22 protein-coding genes and 1 pseudogene are annotated in these 17,703 nt (G+C 62.1%); 5 read left to right on the plus strand and 18 right to left on the minus strand.

The window, feature by feature from the left end; translation table 11 throughout:
• Positions 1-42 precede the first annotated feature (42 nt).
• The 3 genes from ACFSQT_RS21430 to nuoH are packed head-to-tail and all read right to left on the minus strand — an operon-like array spanning position 43 to position 2,101.
• A complete protein-coding gene (locus ACFSQT_RS21430) occupies positions 43-483 on the minus strand; it encodes a CBS domain-containing protein (RefSeq protein ID WP_379021838.1) in 441 nt (146 codons plus the stop codon).
• A 45-nt stretch (positions 484-528) separates the two neighbouring features.
• Entirely contained in the window at positions 529-1,095 is a 567-nt protein-coding gene (locus ACFSQT_RS21435) for an NADH-quinone oxidoreductase subunit I (protein ID WP_192183181.1), read from the minus strand.
• Between the two features lie 19 nt (positions 1,096-1,114).
• Positions 1,115-2,101, minus strand: a complete 987-nt coding sequence (nuoH, locus tag ACFSQT_RS21440; RefSeq protein ID WP_379021841.1) for an NADH-quinone oxidoreductase subunit NuoH — start codon at positions 2,099-2,101, stop codon at positions 1,115-1,117.
• Positions 2,102-2,469: 368 nt separating this feature from the next.
• Here nuoH and ACFSQT_RS21445 point away from each other — a divergent pair.
• The 5 genes and pseudogenes from ACFSQT_RS21445 (at position 2,470) to ACFSQT_RS21465 (ending at position 5,385) form a co-directional block, all read left to right on the plus strand.
• Positions 2,470-2,927 (plus strand): annotated as a pseudogene (locus ACFSQT_RS21445) (YbhB/YbcL family Raf kinase inhibitor-like protein).
• A 222-nt stretch (positions 2,928-3,149) separates the two neighbouring features.
• Positions 3,150-4,085: an oxygenase MpaB family protein gene (locus ACFSQT_RS21450; RefSeq protein WP_379021843.1), complete on the plus strand. Its 936-nt coding sequence runs from the start codon at positions 3,150-3,152 to the stop codon at positions 4,083-4,085.
• Positions 4,082-4,810, plus strand: coding sequence for an SAM hydrolase/SAM-dependent halogenase family protein (locus ACFSQT_RS21455; RefSeq protein WP_379021845.1), 729 nt, complete (start codon positions 4,082-4,084; stop codon positions 4,808-4,810). Before ACFSQT_RS21450 ends, ACFSQT_RS21455 begins: the two co-directional genes overlap by 4 nt.
• 38 nt (positions 4,811-4,848) lie before the next feature.
• On the plus strand, positions 4,849-5,004 hold the full coding sequence (locus ACFSQT_RS21460; RefSeq protein WP_379021847.1) for a hypothetical protein: 156 nt from the start codon (positions 4,849-4,851) through the stop codon (positions 5,002-5,004).
• 45 nt (positions 5,005-5,049) lie between these two features.
• Entirely contained in the window at positions 5,050-5,385 is a 336-nt protein-coding gene (locus ACFSQT_RS21465; RefSeq protein ID WP_136619151.1) for a 4a-hydroxytetrahydrobiopterin dehydratase, read from the plus strand.
• On the opposite strand, the gene ACFSQT_RS21470 is transcribed toward ACFSQT_RS21465, so the two are convergent.
• From ACFSQT_RS21470 to ehuB, 15 genes are all read right to left on the minus strand, one after another.
• Positions 5,289-5,630, minus strand: a complete 342-nt coding sequence (locus ACFSQT_RS21470) for an EthD family reductase (RefSeq protein ID WP_379021849.1) — start codon at positions 5,628-5,630, stop codon at positions 5,289-5,291. The two genes, ACFSQT_RS21465 and ACFSQT_RS21470, sit on opposite strands and share 97 nt — an antisense overlap.
• 203 nt (positions 5,631-5,833) lie before the next feature.
• On the minus strand, positions 5,834-6,097 hold the full coding sequence (locus tag ACFSQT_RS21475; protein WP_379021851.1) for a hypothetical protein: 264 nt from the start codon (positions 6,095-6,097) through the stop codon (positions 5,834-5,836).
• Positions 6,098-6,632: 535 nt separating this feature from the next.
• Positions 6,633-7,928: a mechanosensitive ion channel family protein gene (locus ACFSQT_RS21480; protein ID WP_379021853.1), complete on the minus strand. Its 1,296-nt coding sequence runs from the start codon at positions 7,926-7,928 to the stop codon at positions 6,633-6,635.
• 85 nt (positions 7,929-8,013) lie between these two features.
• Positions 8,014-8,202 carry a DUF2934 domain-containing protein gene (locus ACFSQT_RS21485; RefSeq protein ID WP_379021855.1) on the minus strand — a complete coding sequence of 63 codons (189 nt, stop codon included), beginning with the start codon at positions 8,200-8,202 and terminating at the stop codon, positions 8,014-8,016.
• Positions 8,203-8,411: 209 nt separating this feature from the next.
• Positions 8,412-9,355, minus strand: a protein-coding gene (locus ACFSQT_RS21490; protein WP_379018015.1) for an IS630 family transposase whose coding sequence is annotated in 2 segments (ribosomal slippage) — positions 8,412-9,019 and positions 9,019-9,355 — 945 coding nt in all. Because the reading frame shifts where the segments join, the coding sequence is not laid out codon by codon here.
• Positions 9,356-9,549: 194 nt separating this feature from the next.
• Positions 9,550-9,840, minus strand: coding sequence for a hypothetical protein (locus tag ACFSQT_RS21495; RefSeq protein ID WP_379021857.1), 291 nt, complete (start codon positions 9,838-9,840; stop codon positions 9,550-9,552).
• Positions 9,841-9,953: 113 nt separating this feature from the next.
• A complete protein-coding gene (locus ACFSQT_RS21500; protein ID WP_379021859.1) occupies positions 9,954-10,241 on the minus strand; it encodes a hypothetical protein in 288 nt (95 codons plus the stop codon).
• Positions 10,241-11,242, minus strand: a complete 1,002-nt coding sequence (doeB, locus tag ACFSQT_RS21505) for a N(2)-acetyl-L-2,4-diaminobutanoate deacetylase DoeB (RefSeq protein WP_379021861.1) — start codon at positions 11,240-11,242, stop codon at positions 10,241-10,243. The genes ACFSQT_RS21500 and doeB overlap by 1 nt, the downstream gene beginning before the upstream one ends.
• 5 nt (positions 11,243-11,247) lie before the next feature.
• A complete protein-coding gene (doeA, locus tag ACFSQT_RS21510; protein ID WP_379021863.1) occupies positions 11,248-12,426 on the minus strand; it encodes an ectoine hydrolase DoeA in 1,179 nt (392 codons plus the stop codon).
• 124 nt (positions 12,427-12,550) lie between these two features.
• The gene (locus ACFSQT_RS21515; protein ID WP_379021865.1) at positions 12,551-13,543 is read right to left on the minus strand and encodes a cyclodeaminase; all 993 of its coding nucleotides are present in this window, start codon (positions 13,541-13,543) and stop codon (positions 12,551-12,553) included.
• On the minus strand, positions 13,540-14,532 hold the full coding sequence (gene eutB / locus ACFSQT_RS21520) for a hydroxyectoine utilization dehydratase EutB (RefSeq protein ID WP_379021867.1): 993 nt from the start codon (positions 14,530-14,532) through the stop codon (positions 13,540-13,542). Before eutB ends, ACFSQT_RS21515 begins: the two co-directional genes overlap by 4 nt.
• Positions 14,533-14,537: 5 nt before the next feature.
• Entirely contained in the window at positions 14,538-15,317 is a 780-nt protein-coding gene (gene eutA / locus ACFSQT_RS21525) for an ectoine utilization protein EutA (RefSeq protein WP_379021869.1), read from the minus strand.
• Positions 15,318-15,320: 3 nt separating this feature from the next.
• Positions 15,321-15,980, minus strand: a complete 660-nt coding sequence (gene ehuD, locus ACFSQT_RS21530; protein WP_379021871.1) for an ectoine/hydroxyectoine ABC transporter permease subunit EhuD — start codon at positions 15,978-15,980, stop codon at positions 15,321-15,323.
• Positions 15,981-15,996: 16 nt separating this feature from the next.
• Entirely contained in the window at positions 15,997-16,656 is a 660-nt protein-coding gene (gene ehuC, locus ACFSQT_RS21535; RefSeq protein WP_379021873.1) for an ectoine/hydroxyectoine ABC transporter permease subunit EhuC, read from the minus strand.
• Between the two features lie 113 nt (positions 16,657-16,769).
• Positions 16,770-17,621 carry an ectoine/hydroxyectoine ABC transporter substrate-binding protein EhuB gene (ehuB, locus tag ACFSQT_RS21540; protein ID WP_379021875.1) on the minus strand — a complete coding sequence of 284 codons (852 nt, stop codon included), beginning with the start codon at positions 17,619-17,621 and terminating at the stop codon, positions 16,770-16,772.
• Positions 17,622-17,703: the final 82 nt, after the last annotated feature.

The raw sequence follows: 17,703 nt of genomic DNA on the forward strand, positions 1-17,703 counted from the left end.
TTCCCCGTTCCGCCTGCCCTGATGCGCCTTGAGCCGGTGTCGTCAGTGGTAGCCGGTCCCGGCAATGTAATCGTACAGCACTTGCTCGTTGCTCATCAATTCGTCGAGCCGGTGCTTGACCACGTCGCCGATGCTCACCACGCCGACAGTAGTACTGCCATCCATGACCAGCACATGGCGCGTACGCCGTTTGGTCATGGTCGCCATCACCGAAGGCAGCAAATCCTGTGTTGAACAGGTCGCCACACTGCGGTTCATGATGTCGGCGACCCGCATCAAGGGCGCCTCGGTTCCGTATTCAGCCACCGCATTGCAGCAGTCCCGCTCCGAAAGCGTGCCCAGGCATTGCCCGGGAAAACGGCCGACGACCACGAAGCCGATGTTGTTCTCCCGAAACAGCCCTAGCACTTCCACCATCGTCTGACTTGGAGTGACCGAGATGACCTCGGGAGCCTTGGTCTTCAAGATTTGGCAGACCAGCATTTGAGCCTCCTGTCTGCGCGCTCCGGCTTGCCAGCTGGCGCGCCCTCACGTTCGTCGGATATTCCGCCACCAGTTGTACCCCTGCGGCTCGCTCGTCTCGACCAGCACGTCCTGCTCGGTGTTCAGACGTGCAGCGACCACGCCGCCGCCGGTCATCGCCTTGCCCGGTTTGCCGAGCAGATCGTCGCGCCCGATCACCAGGTCACGCGAGGAAAAACTCGAGAACTCGTACTGTTGGCCAAGCGCGATCGCGTCCGCCGGACAGGCGTCTTCGCACAGCCCGCAAAATAGGCACCGGGCCATGTCGATCTCGAATTTTGCCGGGTGTCGGTTGCCCTTCTCGTCCTCGTAGGGGATGACTTCGATGCAGTCGCAGGGACAGATCCGCGCGCACAGCTCGCAGGCTACGCATTTGATCTCGCCCTCTTCGTCGCGCGTCAGGAAGTGATGCCCGCGGTAACGCGAATAGGGCAACCATTTTTCCTTGTCGGGATACTGCATGGTCACGGGTCTGGAGAACATATAGCCGAAGGTCAGCGCCAAGGCGTTCGCCAGATCGGCGAAGAACGCCCAGCCGATCCATATTCCAGTTCTGTCCAGTGCGCGCGACATCGTCGCCTCGTTGCAGCCCCTAGAGGAAAGCAACACCGGTTATGATTATGTTCGCCATCGACAGAGGAAGCAAGACCTTCCATCCGATCGCCATCAGTTGGTCGTAGCGATAGCGCGGGAAAGTGAAGCGGAACCAGATAAACACATAGACGAAGAACGCGACCTTGAGCACGAACCAGACGAGCGGTGGCAACGGGACCAGCACGCCGTTCCAGCCGCCGAAGAACAGGATCACCGCCAGGACCGACGTCAAAAGCATGACGGCGTATTCACTGACCATGAAGAACGCAAAGCGGATACCGCTATATTCGGTATGGAACCCGGCCCCCAGATCGCCTTCCGCTTCCGCCAGGTCGAAGGGAATGCGCTGCGATTCGGCCAGCCCGGCGACGAAGAACACGAAGAACCCGACCGGTTGGTAGACGATGTTCCAGACATTGGCTTGCGCCCGCACGATGTCGAGCAGGCTCATGGATTGCGCCAGCATGACCACGCCGATGACCGCGAACCCCATCGGGATCTCGTAGCTGATCATCTGCGCGCAGGTCCTGAGACTGCCCAGAACAGCGTATTTGCTGTTCGCTGCCCAGCCGCCGAAGATGACGCCATAGACCTCGATCCCGATCACCGCGAAGACGAAAAGCAGCGCGACGTTCATGTTGGAGACGTAGAGAGTGATCTCAGTGCCGAGGACGGATACGGATTCGCCGAAGGGGATCGCGACGAACACCACGAAGGGCGGGGCAAGCGCCAGGATTGGCGCCAGTTTGAACAGGAAGCGGTCGGCCTCGGCCGGGATGTGGTCCTCTTTGGTCAAGAGCTTGACCCCGTCCGCCACCGGCTGCAGCAGCCCATGCCATCCCACACGCATCGGCCCCATCCTCTGCTGCATGTGCCCCGCGATCTTGCGTTCCAGCCAGGTCAGCGGCAAGGGCAGCAGCAGGAGGATCGCAATCAGCAACGCGACCTTGAAGACGATCAGCCCAAGAGCAACGACGAGTTCCATGATCCGAGGCTACTCGTTCAACGGGACGAGACCCGCGACCGGATTAGCACTGCGCAGTGGTCAGCCTGCGCGGGCGTCGCAATTGCCGACGGGGGCGCAACCTGTGCAATGTTATCACAGTCTTGCCATCGCTGGCTATGATGCGTGCGGCGCGACGCTTGGACGGGACGGCAGGGAGCAGCGAACTGCCATTCAATATTGTCTCGTACATTTTCGATAGAGCGCTTATCCTCGCGCCCTATCAACCGTGAAGCTCGTGTCAGAACGCAGCCTCAAGGCGACGCCCCCGCCTCCTACCAGTTTTGCCTGGCCCTGGCGTTTTGGGACTGAGTGTTTGCGCGGCGCGGCAACAGCGTAAGGGGCGACCCATGCAGCTCAGTTCAAGCAGCTTTGCGAACGATACGACGATCCCGCGGCGCTTCACTTGCGACGGTGAGGATCGTTCCCCTCCCCTCGGCTGGACTGGCGCTCCGGCCGGAACCGGCAGCTTTGTCCTTCTGTGCGATGATCCAGACGCTCCGGCGGGGATCTGGCATCACTGGGCGGCCTATGACATTGCGGCCGATTGTGTAGGGCTGGCCGAAGGCGCCGCCCAGCACGCCGGCAGCAAGGCTTCAAGCAGGCAACCAACGATTTCCGGCGACCAGGTTACGGTGGTCCCTGCCCACCGCATCGCCACGGCCGACACCGCTATCACTTCCGGTTGCTGGCGCTGTCGATCGATCTCCTGCCGCTCGGCAACGACCCATCGTGTCAAGCGGTCGAACGAGAAGCGCGCAAGCATCTCCTCGCCGAGGCGGTTCTCGTCGGAGTATATGAGCGATGATGGTCTTCGCTCGCGTAAACTCTGGCAATTGAGGAAGGCCTGCGGGTCATGAGCGGCATGACTGATCGTGATGGGCCGGGCTGGCGGTGGGCACAGTCTGCCAATTGAGCTACAGTAAGTGATCGAGCACCGTAGAAAGTGCCCGTAGTTTCGCCAAGTGCGTCCAGCGGCCCAACTTCGCTGTTCGGAAGCACGCGTTTCTTGTGAATGGCGCTCGTTGCCATGACAACGCCGATCGTCCTGCCTTGGCCGTTGCAAAGCCTCCTGGAGGCGGTAGCGCGGGCGGTGCTGCAACCTGGCGACCGGCCTCACATCGATTTCTCGCGACCGATTGGCGAGGCCGCACTGGTATCGCCGGACTCCGTGTCGTGGCGCGTGTTCAAGAACCCGCTTTCACTGTTCATCGGCGGCGTCACCGCCGTGATCATGGAGCTTGCAGAACCGCGGGTGCGCACCGGCGTATGGGAGCATACGTCTTTCCGTCTGAATCCAATTCGGCGACTGCACAGCACGGGGCTCGCTGCCATGGTGACGATCTACGGTTCCCGCACCACGGCCGAGGCCATGATCGCCCGCGTTCGGCGGATACACGACCGGGTCGCAGGCGTGACATCATCAGGCGAGGTATATTGCGCCAATGACCCAGACCTTCTGAATTGGGTTCACGGCACGGCTGCGTACGGCTTTGTCCAAGCGTATCACACCTATGTGCGGCAGCTCTCCGCATCGGAGCGCGACCGCTGTTATGCCGAGGGCGTTCCCGCCGCGCGCCTTTTCGGCGCCACGGGCGCACCGGGATCGGAAGCCGCGCTTGAAGCGCTGTTCCATGCGACAGCCGGACGGCTGGAGCGCTCGGCCATCGTGCTTGAATTTCTCGCGATCATGCGTTCGGCGCCTATCCTGCCGCTGCCGCTCAAGCCAGCACAGCACCTACTGGTATCGGCTTCCGTTGATCTGGTGCCTTGCTCGGTGCAGGCGCTATTGGGCCTCACCGGGCATGGCTTGCACAGCTGGGAAGCCGAGGCGATCCGGCAGGCAGGGGCTTTGGCGGATCGCCTCGTCATGGAAACCAACCCGGCCGTTCAGGCCTGCCGGCGGATGCGCCTTCCGGCCGACTATCTGTATGTCAATCGCAGCGCAGCCGGCGCCCGGCCATGATTGTCTTGTTCACGGATTTCGGCTTGCACGGCCCCTACACGGGCCAGATGAAGGCCGTGTTGCACCAGATGGCGCCGGGCATCCCCGCGATCGACCTCTTCTCCGACGCGCCGGTCGGCAATCCCAAGGCGTCGGCCTACCTGCTGGCGGCCTACGCGGAGTGGTTTCCTGCGGGAACCGTCTTTCTCTGCGTCGTCGATCCAGGCGTCGGAGGGGCGCGGCCGTCCGTCATCGTCGAGGCCGACGGTCGCTGGTATGTCGGTCCCGGCAATGGCCTGTTCGAGCTGATCCAGCGCCGCGCGGCTGAGACGTCCAGCTGGGATATCGACTGGAAGCCAGAGCGCCTGTCTGCCAGCTTCCACGGGCGTGACTTGTTTGCCCCGGTCGCCGCCATGCTGGCACGCGGCGAGCCGCCGCCCGGCAGGCTGCGTCTGGATGAAGCAGATCGTCGTAGAGACTGGCCGGAGGACCTCGCCGAGATCGTCTATATCGACCATTTCGGCAATGCCATGACCGGCCTGAGGGCGGCCAGGCTGTCGGCAGGCGCAAGGCTCGCCGCAGCAGATCGCCTGCTGGAGGGCGCGACGACCTTCAGCGATCGTCCGCCGGGCACGGCCTTTTGGTACGAGAACTCGAACGGGCTTGCCGAGATCGCTGTCAATCAAGGGCGCGCGGACGGCGAGCTCGTTCTCGCGATCGGCAGTCCTGTGGAAATCGTCCTTTGAACGAAACCGGTTGCCCGTCTCGGCGTTGATCCATTGCGATGCGCAAATCAACGAAACGGGGCCTGGGCGCCGATCTGCCGAAGCTGCGAAAAGGCGATGAAAAGGCGCGGCCGAAGACCGGCAACAAGCGCCTTGCCGAGCAGATTCGCAAGGTTCTTGCCAAGCACTATGCGAGCAAATACCGGGCGAGGTGAAAAACGCGATCGCTTCCCCCGGAACGAGCACGAAGGGAGGTTGTCATGACCGATGGCATTGCTCAGAAAACCTGTACGCCCTGCCGCGGTGGCGTCGCGCCGCTAACGCAGGAGGCAGCCGAGGGCTATCTGTCCCAGACCCCTGGCTGGGAACTGGAGGAGGGGCGCCTGCTGCGCCGCAAATTCAAATTCGCGGACTTCCGTCAATCGCTCAGCTTCGTCGACAAAGTTGCCCGATTGGCGGAAGAAGAACGGCATCATCCCGACATCTGTTTCGGCTGGGGTTATGCGGCAGTCTCGCTGCAGACACACAAGATAAAGGGATTGCACGAGAACGACTTCATCATGGCCGCGAAGATCAACCTCATCGCCGGTTCGTAGAGAGGGCACCCAGCATGCAACGGCCGGAACAGGGTCCAAAAGTTCGCATTCACGGAGCCGAAGTGGAGGATAGCCACAAGATGATAGCCTGAGGGCCCGCCCGGGGAATGGACGCCGCCATCACTGATTTCGTATTTCCTCAAGCCGGGAATCGTTTTGGCCAGCGGAATGTGGGTCGAAAAATAGTAACGGTCGAATGCGGTCAGGTCTTTCGGCGTCTTGTAGAGTGCGACAAGTCTGGCCATACGTCCCCCTTTTGAAACGACACCCACCGCCGGCTATTTGCGCCAAGAGTAACCCTCAGCGAAGGCGCTGGCAAATGGTGGCGCCCCTCAATCCGAGAAGGTCGAATTGCAGATTGTATGGGCGAATATTTCGAAGAAATGGGTAAATCATATCGTTCAAGGCAGAATCGTTAGGCCCGACACCACCAGACCATCACCGGCTCCTATTGGGCGCCGGGGGATGAAACACCACCATCTCGACGAAGCGGCTGAACAGGATTGACGGGCTCCGGTTTTACGTCGGTGCTTTTCGTCGAGCGCTTATAGAAAAGCCCCAATGTCAGCAGGAAATATCCAACCTGCAATACAAACAGCGTGAGGACAGCCCAAGCCAGCGCCGTCCGGATGGAGCCGGTTTGTATGCCAGCCCAGATCGCCATGATAAACGACGTCCCGAACATGCCGACCAGAAATTGGGGAAAATACATAATGCAGCACCCAAAGTTTTGGCGATTTTGGGGAGCTGTTGTATAGCGGCTAAAGAGCCCACCGCTCCATTTGCGAAGCGGCGGGGCCCCCCAAAGTTTGCCCCCCGACTGCCGGGGCCGTCGACCCCGGTATTGCAGAGAGTGCAATTGCGGTGCCAGACTTATTGACCCATTACGGGACACCTATGCCAATGGCGCAAGACCGGATTTCCGAATAATATTAACCGTGGCTAATATATCACCCTTGGCCGAAAGCGACCAAAGAGGAGAGGTTTCTGGCAGGCCACAAGTCGGCCGCTGAGGAGGCCGCCGGACGAGCAAGAAAATCAATTAGGTTGCCCGCACGGCTTGGTACGCGAACCAATGCTCAAAGACGTGTCCCGTGCCTTCGCCATGCATCGCGCTGCAGAATTTCCAGGACGAAGATTATCGCACCGATTGTCGCGGCGGCGTAAGGGTTCCAAAAAAATTCTGCAAGGCATCCTGGATCGACATAGCGTTTCCTGTGGGTCGAGATGTTCTTGTCCGACCGAGCCTAGCGCCCGCTCGATCCACCGGCATCCTTCATGATAATCTCGCGGTGCGGATAGGGGATGCCTATGTCGTTTGCCTTGAATGTGTCCCACAGCGCCAGCAGTACCTTGCCGCGCACGTTGGTCAGGCCTTGCTGGGGATCGCGGATCCAGAAGCGCAAGACGAAATTCAGCGAGGAGTCGCCGAAGCCAGTGAGCCAGCAGACCGGGCGCCGATCGGCTTCGACCCGGCCGACACTGATCGCGGCTTCTATCGCCAGCTCGCCGACCTTGTGCGGGTCGGCGTCATAGGAGACGCCGAAATTCACATCGAGCCGCACGAGGTTGTCGCTGAACGACCAGTTGATGACCCTTTGGGTGATGAAGTCTTCGTTGGGGATCAGAAATTCGCGGCCGTCGCGCGTCACCACCGAGACGAAGCGCCCCCGCAATTCGCGGATCCAGCCGAAGGTGCCTTCGAGCGATATGGTGTCACCCGGCTTGATCGACTTGTCGAGCAGGATGATCACGCCGGAGACAAAATTTGAAACGACCTTTTGCAGCCCGAAAGCGAGACCGACGCCGATCGCGCCGGAAAACACCGTCAGCGCCGTGAGGTCGACGCCGACGGCGGAAATAGCGAAGGCGCCAGCCACCAGCACGAGACCGATCTTTGCCATCTTGCCAACAAGGACGCGGATCGAGGGTGTCAGTTCCTCGGAGATGCGGACGCGCTCATCGATATAGTTGCCGATGACCACCGCAAGCCAGACCGTGGCGATCAGCAGCAGCGCCGCCTTCAGTAGCACAAGAACCGAAAGGCGAATCGCGCCCAAAGGGATTGCCAGGCTGTCCAGGAAGGACGCGGCCTCGTCACTGATACCCAGGATGACAAGTGCTGCATAGATCCAGATCAGCCAGCCGAGAAGGCGGGCGACGAGGCGGTTGCGGATGATGCGCGACAGCACCGAAGCGACGAGCCAGGCGAGGGACAGCGAAAGCACTATATGGAGAAGATGGGTGCGGCTTGGCCAGGTGAAGGCGCGCATGAGGTTGAGCGCGGCAAGCAGGAAGAGCGTGAAGAGGATCCAGTCAGTGCGCCGTAACAGGGCAATCACGACCCTCAGCAGTCCGGGATGGCCCTTGATCTGACGTGCCCGGTCCTCCACGAGCGGCTCGATGCGCCGCGCCGCGAGCTTGGCCGCGAGGAACAGTGTGACGATGATGGCGGCCTGATAGAGAAACCACGGCGTAGCGGCATAGTCGAACCATCCGCTAGCCCAAGCCAGCGCTCGACCGATGGCATCGCGAACATCCATTACCACACGACCATTATGGACCGGCTAACGAACTTCAACTCGCCTCGTCTCGAGGTCCATTTCAGAGCTACGCATTCTGCGACAGCTATGCGCCGGCCGAACCCATGCCGGCAGGTTGCCGCTTGTCCGACGAATCCTTTTGTCGACCCTCTTCGTCGATCTCGTCCATCGCCTTTTCCCAAAAGCGCAAGTCGGCGCCGTCCGGCTTGCCTTCCCTTTCCCAAAGCTCATAGGCACGCTGGCGGATGCGATCTTCTCGACTCTGGTCGGCCATCGTTTTCCTCCTGATTTCGATTTACCAGAAGGAACGTTGGTGCTGTCAAAACGATCCATGCCGGCCTTGGCCGCAGCTGATTTTGTCGGCACCGCGTGGCGCGCCCCCTCACCCTTGATGCGACCAAAGCGGAGAGTTTTCTGCAGGCCACGAGTCGGCACTGAGGAGGCGGCCGGACGAGCAAGAAAACTAACTAGAGCACGTCCGGTTTAATCTGGGTCATAACCTGCGGCCTTGAAGTAGTTCTGGCATTCGGCTGGGGTGAAGAGGTCGACGAGCGATCCGACGGCGGTCCACAGGGCTGTGATTGTCCTCTCGGCTTTGGCCCGCATAAGAGCCTTGAGTTTTGAGAAGGCGTTTTCGATCGGATTGAAGTCGGGGCTGTAGGGCGGCAGGAACATGAGCCTCGCGCCGGTCGTCTCGATTGCATCGCGAACGCCGGCGGCCTTGTGGGCGGGAAGGTTGTCCATCACGACGATGTCGCCCTCCGACAGGGTCGGGACCAGCACCTGCTCGACATAGGCCAGGAATACGTTGCCGTTCATGGCGCCGTCATAGACGAACGGGGCGGTCATGCCCGTCAGCCGCAGTGCGCCGGTGAAGGTGGTGGTTTTCCAATGGCCGTGCGGCACGCCCGCCCGGCAACGCTCACCGCATGGCGCACGGCCCCGCAGCCGGGCCATCTTGGTCGATAGTCCAGTTTCATCGATGAACACCAGCTTTGCCGGATCGAGATCGAGTTGGCCGTCGAACCACGCACGACGGCGCTTCAGGATGTCGGGACGATCCTGCTCCAGTGCATGTGCGGACTTTTTTTGAACGTCCAGCCGTGCCGGCCAAGCCAGGCGCTTAAGGCGCTGCGACTGATCCGAGCCGATCGCTCGACCGCCAGCCGCTCTACCATCTCGTTCAGCGTGATGTCCTTGCGCTCATCGATCAACCCCACGATGAAGGCTTTATGCGCATCGAGGCTGGACGCGCGTCGACGGCCTTGCGGCCGCGGCGTCCGCTCGCCGATCTTCGCCCGTGCGATCCACCGGATTGCACTCGATATGCCGACGCCGAACCGCGCCGCCGCCTGCCGGGCAGACATGCCCGCGTCCGAAGCCTTCAAGACCCGCGATCGAAGATCGTCGCTCAGTGCTCTTCCCATCATCCACCTCATCAAAGTGGATGTTGAATCACCCGCGAAGCCCGACGTCACATCACAATCGATTCATTGATCGCGGGACGTGCTCTAGTAGCCCGCTCGGGAACGTGGAAGGGCTCGCCTTCTTCGGTAGTGCTGGTGCTATCGATAGGTGCGAGGTCCGCCTCCACCCAACCGGGCGCCGGCCATCTTCAATCCTAGCGCTTCTCGAAAGTCGGCTTCCAGCCGCGATTTCGCTCCCGCTGCAGGCCTTCACAGTCCGGAATCAATGTGAAGAACGGCGCGCGCCGGTCCCGGCCAGTGACCTCGCATTTGGCGCAGCCAAAGACCCCAACGAGATCCTGGTGCATCGAACCGTGATCCGGGCCGAGCCCGTCGATGAGCGCTGCGATATCGAGCTTCGTTGATTTGCCGCACATCGGATGCCCGCAATTGACGTAGACGGGTTTCGTGGTGACCAATCTGTTGGCGAGGGTCTTTTCGGGCATGGCGAACTCCTTTGAAGGGTCGCGACGCCTAGGATATTATTCCTCAAGTTCGCTTGATTGCCAATAGGAACTGGGCTTCAGGCCCGTCGCAGCTACCATTGCCGCCGTTTTCCCTATTCCCGCTCGATTGTTTCGATCCATGGTAACCGATTGATTTCGAAAGACAATCTATTTTCACTCAACACTATACCGACGAACGTACTGTCAAAAAATTTGGGCTTTGATTTCATTGATGAATTTTCGCTGTTTGCGAATTCCTTGCTTTCGCGGACTATCGATAAGATCGGTCGATTTTTCTTTCGCCGATTGGCATTGATCCCCTTGGCGGCAATGCGAAAAGTACCGTCAGATCGGCGACCGGCCGGCTGCCAGATCGTGTTGGCAGCAAGTTTGTCTGGCATCAATCGACCAGCACAGCTACCACAGCGGCGCAATCACCAGCCTTGACGAGGCCTGGAAAATGCCGGGCCGCCAGCATGCCTGACATTTTTGCCCGGATTTCCTGAGGGGCGATGCCGGTGCGGCCGACGGAATGGACGCGGGCCAGCACCGCGCCCTTCTCGACGGGCTCGCCAAGATCGATCATGGTTTCGATCATGCCGTCGTCGTCGGCGAAGGAGAAACAATCGCCCGACGGCATATCCAGCCACTGGGTTCTGCTCTTCTCGACCGCGCCGGCAACAAGACCGGCATGACGCAGCACGTTGAGCACCCCGCGCCGCGCGATCCGCACGGTTTGCGCGCGCGAGGTGCCGCCGCCGCCGAGTTCGGTGGTGATGAACAGTTTCCCCATCTCCTCGGCGGCGGTGTCGAACATGCCGACAGCATCGATCTCCAGCATTTTCATCGACCAGGGCGCGGAAAACGCTTCGACCGCCGCGAAACCTTGTGCCTCCAACGCCTTGTCCGGCCGGATATGCGCCGCGCAGAACGGCACGAAGTCCAGCGTCCGGCCACCCGAATGGAAGTCGAGCGCGATGTCCGCGCGGGGCAGCAATTCGCGCTGGAAATAGTCGGCGATCTTCTCGGTCACCGTGCCGTCCGGCCGGCCGGGAAAGCTGCGGTTCATGTTGCCCTTGTCGATCGGCGATGTGCGCGTGCCGGCGCGGAAGGCCGGATAATTCATCGCCGGCACGATGATCACCGTCCCGCTGACATCTTTCGGGTCGAGTGTGCGGGCGAGTTCGTAAAGCGCCAGCGGCCCCTCATACTCGTCGCCATGGTTGCCGCCGGTCAGCAGTGCTGCCGGCCCCTTGCCGTTGCGGATGACACAGATCGGGATCATCACCGAGCCCCACGCCGAGTCGTCGCGGCTGTAGGGCAAGCGCAGGAAACCATGCTGGACGCCGTCGCGATCGAAATCGACGGTCGGCGCGATCGGCGACGGGCGCAGAGCAGACATCGGCATCAATCCTTCACCACCAGCTTGCGCGGTACATTGGCCAGGCATTCCACACTGGTCTCGGTGATCAGGATGGATTCGGTGATCTCCAGCCCCATCGTCTCGAGCCACAGGCCGGTCATGAAATGGAAGGTCATGCCGGGCTTGAGCTCGGTGCGGTCGCCGGGACGCAGGCTCATCGTGCGTTCACCCCAGTCCGGCGGATAGGACAGACCGATCGGGTAGCCGGTGCGGTTGTCCTTGACGATACCGTATTTCTTCAGCACGCCGAAGAAGCCGTTGGCGATATCCTCGCAGGTGTTGCCGGGCTTCGCCGCCGCCAGGCCCGCCTCCATGCCTTCCAGCGTCGCCTTCTCGGCGTCGAGGAATTCCTGCGTCGGCTTGCCGAGGAAGACAGTGCGCGACAGCGGGCAGTGGTAGCGATTGTAACAACCAGCGATCTCGAAGAACGTGCCCTCGCCGCGCTTCATAGGCCTGTCGTCCCAGGTCAGATGCGGCGCCGAGGCATCCGCGCCCGACGGCAGCAGCGGCACGATCGCCGGATAATCGCCGCCGATACCGTCGACGCCGCGCGTGCCCGCATCGTAGATCTCGGCGACGAGGTCGCATTTGCGCATGCCGACTTCGATCTTGTCGACGATACGCTGGTGCATGGCTTCGACGATGCGGGCGGCCTTGCGCATATAGTCGATCTCGGTCGGGCTCTTCACCGCACGCTGCCAGTTGACCAGAGCGGTGGCATCGACAAAGCGGGCATTGGGCAAATGCTTCTGCAATGACGCGAAGGCGGCAGCCGAGAACCAGTAATTGTCCATCTCGACGCCGATGCTGAGCTTGCCCCAGCCGCGATCGGCAAGCACGCTGGCGAGATAATCCATCGGGTGCCGCTCGGTCGACTGCACGTAGTGGTCGGCATAGCCGACGATGTTGTCATGTGCGAGATAGGCGGTGCGCTTGGCGCCGTTGGCATCCTGGCCGCGGCCGTACCAGACCGGTTCGCCCGATGGCGGCACGATGACCGCCTGGTGCACGTAGAACGACCAGCCGTCATAGCCGGTCAGCCAGGCCATGTTGGAGGGATCGCTGACGATCAAAAGATCGACGCCCTTCACCACCATGGCTTGCCGGGTCTTGGCGAGGCGTTCCGCATATTCGCCGCGCGAGAATTTCAGGTTCGGCATCATTCTTTTGCTTCCTCGTTGTTGAGCCTTGGAACCCGCTTCAACTTAGTTGAACCTGGCTCCAGGTATTTCTTTGAGCATGATCTCTTCGGAAAACCGGTTCCGGATCATGCTCTTGCGGCCAGCATCAGCTTTCGAAAATGGTTCCGGCATCGGCCGTCCGCGCCCGGTCGCGGGCGAGCGTGGCAATCGCCGTGTCCTGCACACCCGTGCCGGTGAGATCGGCGATGGTGATGTCGCTGGCCGAGCGCCGGCCGTGTTTTGTGCCGGCGATGATCTGACCAAGTTCCGTCACCTCCGCATCCGAGGCCATCACCCCCGCCGCGATGGCGTGATGCAGTTCACCCAAGCGCCGCGTCTGGCTGGCACTGTCGGCAACATAGAGATCGGCCATGCGCAGGATGGCCGGCGCGATCTCGTTCTTATGCTCGGCGTCCGATCCCATGGCGGTGATGTGCTGCCCGGCGGACACGAAGCCGGCCTTGATCAGCGGTTCGGTCGACGGCGTTGTGGTGACGATGATGTCGGCGCCGGCAACCGCCTCTGCCGCATCAGCTTCGGCACGCACCACGATGCCGAGCTTTTCGTGCAGGGCAGCCGCGGTCGTCCCTGCCTTGGCGGCATCGCGCGCCCAGATGCGCGCCTCGGCGATCGGCCGCACCAGCATGAGCGCTTCGAGCTGCAGTCCGGCCTGCACGCCGGCGCCGAAGATTGCAGCCACCGTGGACTCTGGCCGTGACAAATGTTTCGCCGCGACCGCGCCGGCCGCCGCCGTGCGGACATCGGTGAGATAGCCGTTGTCGAGCAATAGCGCCTCGACCAGGCCTGTTTTGGCCGACAGCAGCACCATCATGCCGTTGCCGCTGGGCAGGCCGAGTTTCGGGTTGTCGAAGAAGCCGGAGCTGATCTTGATGGCGAAACCGTCGATGCCTGGCACATAGGCGGATTTCACGTCGACCTCGCCGCGATGCTCGGGAATGTCCAGCCGCAGGATCGGCGGCATCGCCACCGGCAGGGTGGCGAGTGCGCGGAAAGCGTTTTCGACGCAGGCGACGGCATCGAGATCGAGTGTCACGATCGCCCGCAACTCGGCTTCGGTGAGGATCGTCATCCGGTTCATGCGGCACTCTCCTTCGGCGATGGCGCCTCACCGCAGACGAGCTTGCGGTGCAGACCCATATCGATGTTGCGGCCGGAGAGAAGAACAACCACCGGCCCGTTCGCGTTGACCTTGCCGGCGAGCAGCGCCGCGATGCCGACCGCGCCGGCGCCCTCGACGATCTCGCGCTCCCGTTCGTAGGCATGGCGGATGCCGGCGGCGATCTCATCCTCGCCAAGCAGGACGACATCGTCGAGCAGGTCGCGGCACATGGCGAAGGTCAGCCGGTTGTCGAGGCCGATGCCGCCGCCGAGCGAATCCGCCAGCGTCGGCAGTTCCTCCACAGGCACCGGGCGGCCGGCATCGAGGCTTGCTTTCATCGCCGCACCGCGCACCATAGAGACGCCGATAACTTTTGTGCGCGGGCTGACGCCCTTGACTGCTGCCGCCACGCCCGATGCCAGCCCGCCGCCGGACAGCGGTACCAGAACCAGCGCGGCATCCGGGACCTGCTCGATCATTTCCAGCCCAAGCGTGCCTTGCCCGGCGATGATATCGGGATGGTCGAAGGGCGGCAGCATGACCAGCCCCTCCTCAGCCACCAGCCGTTCGACGTCCCGCTGCGCATCGTCCTGGCTGTTGCCCACGATGCGCACCTCCGCGCCGAGGCGGCGGATCTCATCGACCTTGTTGCCCGGCACCAGACGCGACATGCAGATCACCGCGCGCATGCCTTCGAGCTTCGCAGCATGCGCCAGCGCCCGGCCATGGTTGCCGGTCGAGGCCGCGACCACGCCGCGTGCCTTCTCCTCGGCACTCAGCGAAGCGACAGCATTCGAGGCGCCGCGCAATTTGAAGCTGCCGGTGGTCTGCCGGTGTTCGAGCTTGAGGTGAAGCTGTGCGCCCAGCCGTTCGGAAAGACTCGGAGAAAGCACGGTCGGCGTACGCTCGACCTTGCCAGCAATGCGCTCACGCGCGGCGCGAATATGCTCAAGCGTAACCTGTCTCATGATCATCAATCGCGCGGCAATGGCAGCGTCATCAGACGACCGAATTCAGGATGGGCTGTCTCGTCGCCGCAAAGGCGCAAGCAGTTCCAGGCGGTCGCCTGATTGCTGGTAACAACGGGACGGCCGATGGCCTGTTCCATGCCGGTGACCGCGAGCGCACCGCGCAACGCCGTGCAAGACACGAACAGCGCGTCGGCACTCGCATGCGTAGCCTCGCGCGCCAGGTCGACAAGGGTTTCCGGTGCGATGCGCGCCATCTCGCGGTCGTCCTCGAAGCCGAGGCAAGAGAAGCTGGCGATGTCAAACCCTTGTGCCGCGAAATAGGCGGCCATCGGCTTGCTGGTCTCGACCGTATAGGGGGTGAGAATGCTGATCCTGCTTGCGACCAGCGCACGCAGCCCGCGCACGCCCGCCATTGGCGGCGTGACGACTGAAACGCCGGGTTTGGCGGCCTGGATCGCCGCCTCGATCTCGGCATCGCCGATCACCACCGAGGCCGAAGTGCAGGAATAACAGACGGCGTCGAGCTTCTCGTCGGGCAGGATCAGGGCCGCGCCCGCCGTCAGCGCCGGCTGCATCTTGCGCAGATTTTCCGGCGTCGTCGGATTGGCATAGGGAATGCGCGCGACATAAACGCCGATGCGCTCGCTCGCCACCATGCGGCGGAAATCCGGTTCGGTCGTGTGGTCGGTTGCGAGGATGATCAAGCCGACGCGCTTCTCCAGCGGACGGTCATCCAGCGCCGGTCGCTTTGGATAGACTTTGATCTCGGGCAAGGGTTTCACGAACTACCTCTCGATCTTGCCGTAGCGGCGTTCCAGCCAGCGCAGCAGCACGACCGAACAAAGACTGATGGCAAGGAAGAAAGCACCCACCAGCGTGATCGGCTCGATGTAGCGATAGTAGGTGTTGGCGACGCTTTTCGCCTGGTTCATCAACTCCAGCACTGTGATCGCCGACAGCAGCGGCGTTTCCTTGAACATAGCGATGAAATAGTTGGCCAGCGCCGGGATCATCGGCGGAATGGCTTGCGGAATGATGATGTGGGTCCAGGTCTGCCTAGCGTTCAAATTGCACGCCTTGGCGGCCTCCCACTGGCCACGCGGCACATTGTCGATGCCGGCGCGATAGACTTCCGCCGTGTAGGTGCCGTAGTGCAGCCCAAGTCCAATGACACCCGCGACCAGCGGCGGCAACAGGATACCGATGTCGGGCAGCACGTAGAAGATGAAATAGAGCTGCACCAGCAGCGGCGTGCCACGGATGAACTCGGCGAGAAAACCAACCGTCCGCGACAAGGCCCGGTTGGGCGAGCGGCGCGCCAGCGCGATGCCCAACCCGACGATCGCCGCCAGCACCGAACCGAGCAGCGTTGCCAGGATGGTGATCTTCACCCCCTGGATCAGCGTCGGCATGATCTGCCAGACAAAATCCCAGTCCCATTCCATCAGCAGGCTCCAGCCATCAGACGCGCACTCCGTCGAGGCCGCGCGCCAAGCGGCGTTCCAGCGAGCGCACGCCCCATGAGATGAGCAGCGCCAGGATGAAATAGATGATCAGGATGGTGGTGAACGGCACCATGGTGTTGCCGGTCTGCGAGCGCACCACTTGTGCCTGGAAGGTCAGGTCCGCCAGCGAGATCAGCGAGACGACGGCGGTGGCCTTGAGCAATTCTATGGCGTTGTTGCCGAAGGTCGGCAGCATCACCAGAAATGCCTGCGGCAGGATCACGTGGCGCATGCCTTGCCAGCGGCCGAGATTGAGCGCGATGCAGGCCTCGTATTGCTCGCGGCCGATCGACTGGATGGCGCCGCGCACCACCTCGGCGGCGTAGGCGCCGACATTGAGGCCAAGTGCCAGAACGCCGGCCTGCAACGGCGTCAGCGATATGCCCGCCAAGGGCAGCACGAAATAGGCAAAGAACAGCTGCACGAAGATCGAGGTGCCGCGGAAGAATTCGATATAGGCGGTGGCCAGCGCCCGCAGCACGAAGAAGCGCGACAGCCGACCCATGCCGGCGAGAAAGGCCATGAACAGGGCAAGCACCGACCCCATCAGCGTCAGCTCGATGGTGACAAGCGCTCCCTGCAATATCAGGCCGAAATAGCCGGACCACTGGGTCATTGAGGTGAAGTTTCCTTGTCAATCAATAGCGGACGTCGGACCCGCCCCTCATCCGCCTGCCGGCACCTTCTCCCCGCAAGGGACGGGGAGAAGGTAAGGGTGAGGGGCAGCGCCTACTTCGCCGCGCAGAGCTTGTCGCGCGTCGTCGACATCGCCGCCGCCGCCGAGAAGCCATAGGGCTCGATGATCTTGGCGAACTCGCCGGACTTCTTCAGCTTGGCCAGCTCGACATCGAAGGCGTCGCGCATCGCCTCGTCACCTTTCTTGAAGGCGGCGCCGTCGCAATAGACCGGCGCGCCCTGCACGGGAGCGATGACTTCAAGGTTCGGATCGGCGGCCTTCTTGACCAGGTCGTTGATCGACAGAACCGGCAGCGAATAGGCGTCGATGCGGCCATCCTGCAGCATCTTCACGCCGCTCTGGCCATCCGGCACGACGATGACGCGTTCGCGCGGCACGCCGGCATTGAGCGCCAGTTTCTCCTCGGTGCCACCGCCTGGTGCGCCGATCGTGGCGGTCGCATCCTTGGCGACATCCTCGTAGCTCTTGAAGCCTTTCGGATTGCCCTTCTTCACCAGCATCGCCTCGGCATCGCACAAGACCGGTTCCGAATAGGCGACGGCGGCGCAACGCTCCGGCTTCATGAACAGGCCAGCGGTGACGACGTCGAAGCGGCCGGCCTGCAGGCCGGGGATCATGGCGCCATATTCTGAGATCGAGGCGACGATGTCGCCGACGCCGAGGCGCTTGAATATCTCGCGCGCCACGTCGGGCGCCGCACCCGAAACCTTGCCGTCGGCGGCGACCGCCGTATAGGGCGGCTCGTTGGCAATGGCGACGCGGGCGAAGCCTTGCGCCTTGAGCTGCTCGAGCTTGCTGTCGTCGGCCGAACCGACGCTCGAGGCGGCCAGCACCGCCGTCAGTGCTAGGCCGGCGACGCCAGCCAGAATGCCAAGTTTCTTCATTGTTCCCAACTCCTTGTTTTCGTTTTCTTGGTTTGCGCGGTACGGGACGACTTCGTCGCCCTTTGAGGACGGCTTCGCCGCC

This window comes from Mesorhizobium calcicola (assembly GCF_042682105.1).
Lineage (GTDB): Bacteria > Pseudomonadota > Alphaproteobacteria > Rhizobiales > Rhizobiaceae > Mesorhizobium > Mesorhizobium calcicola.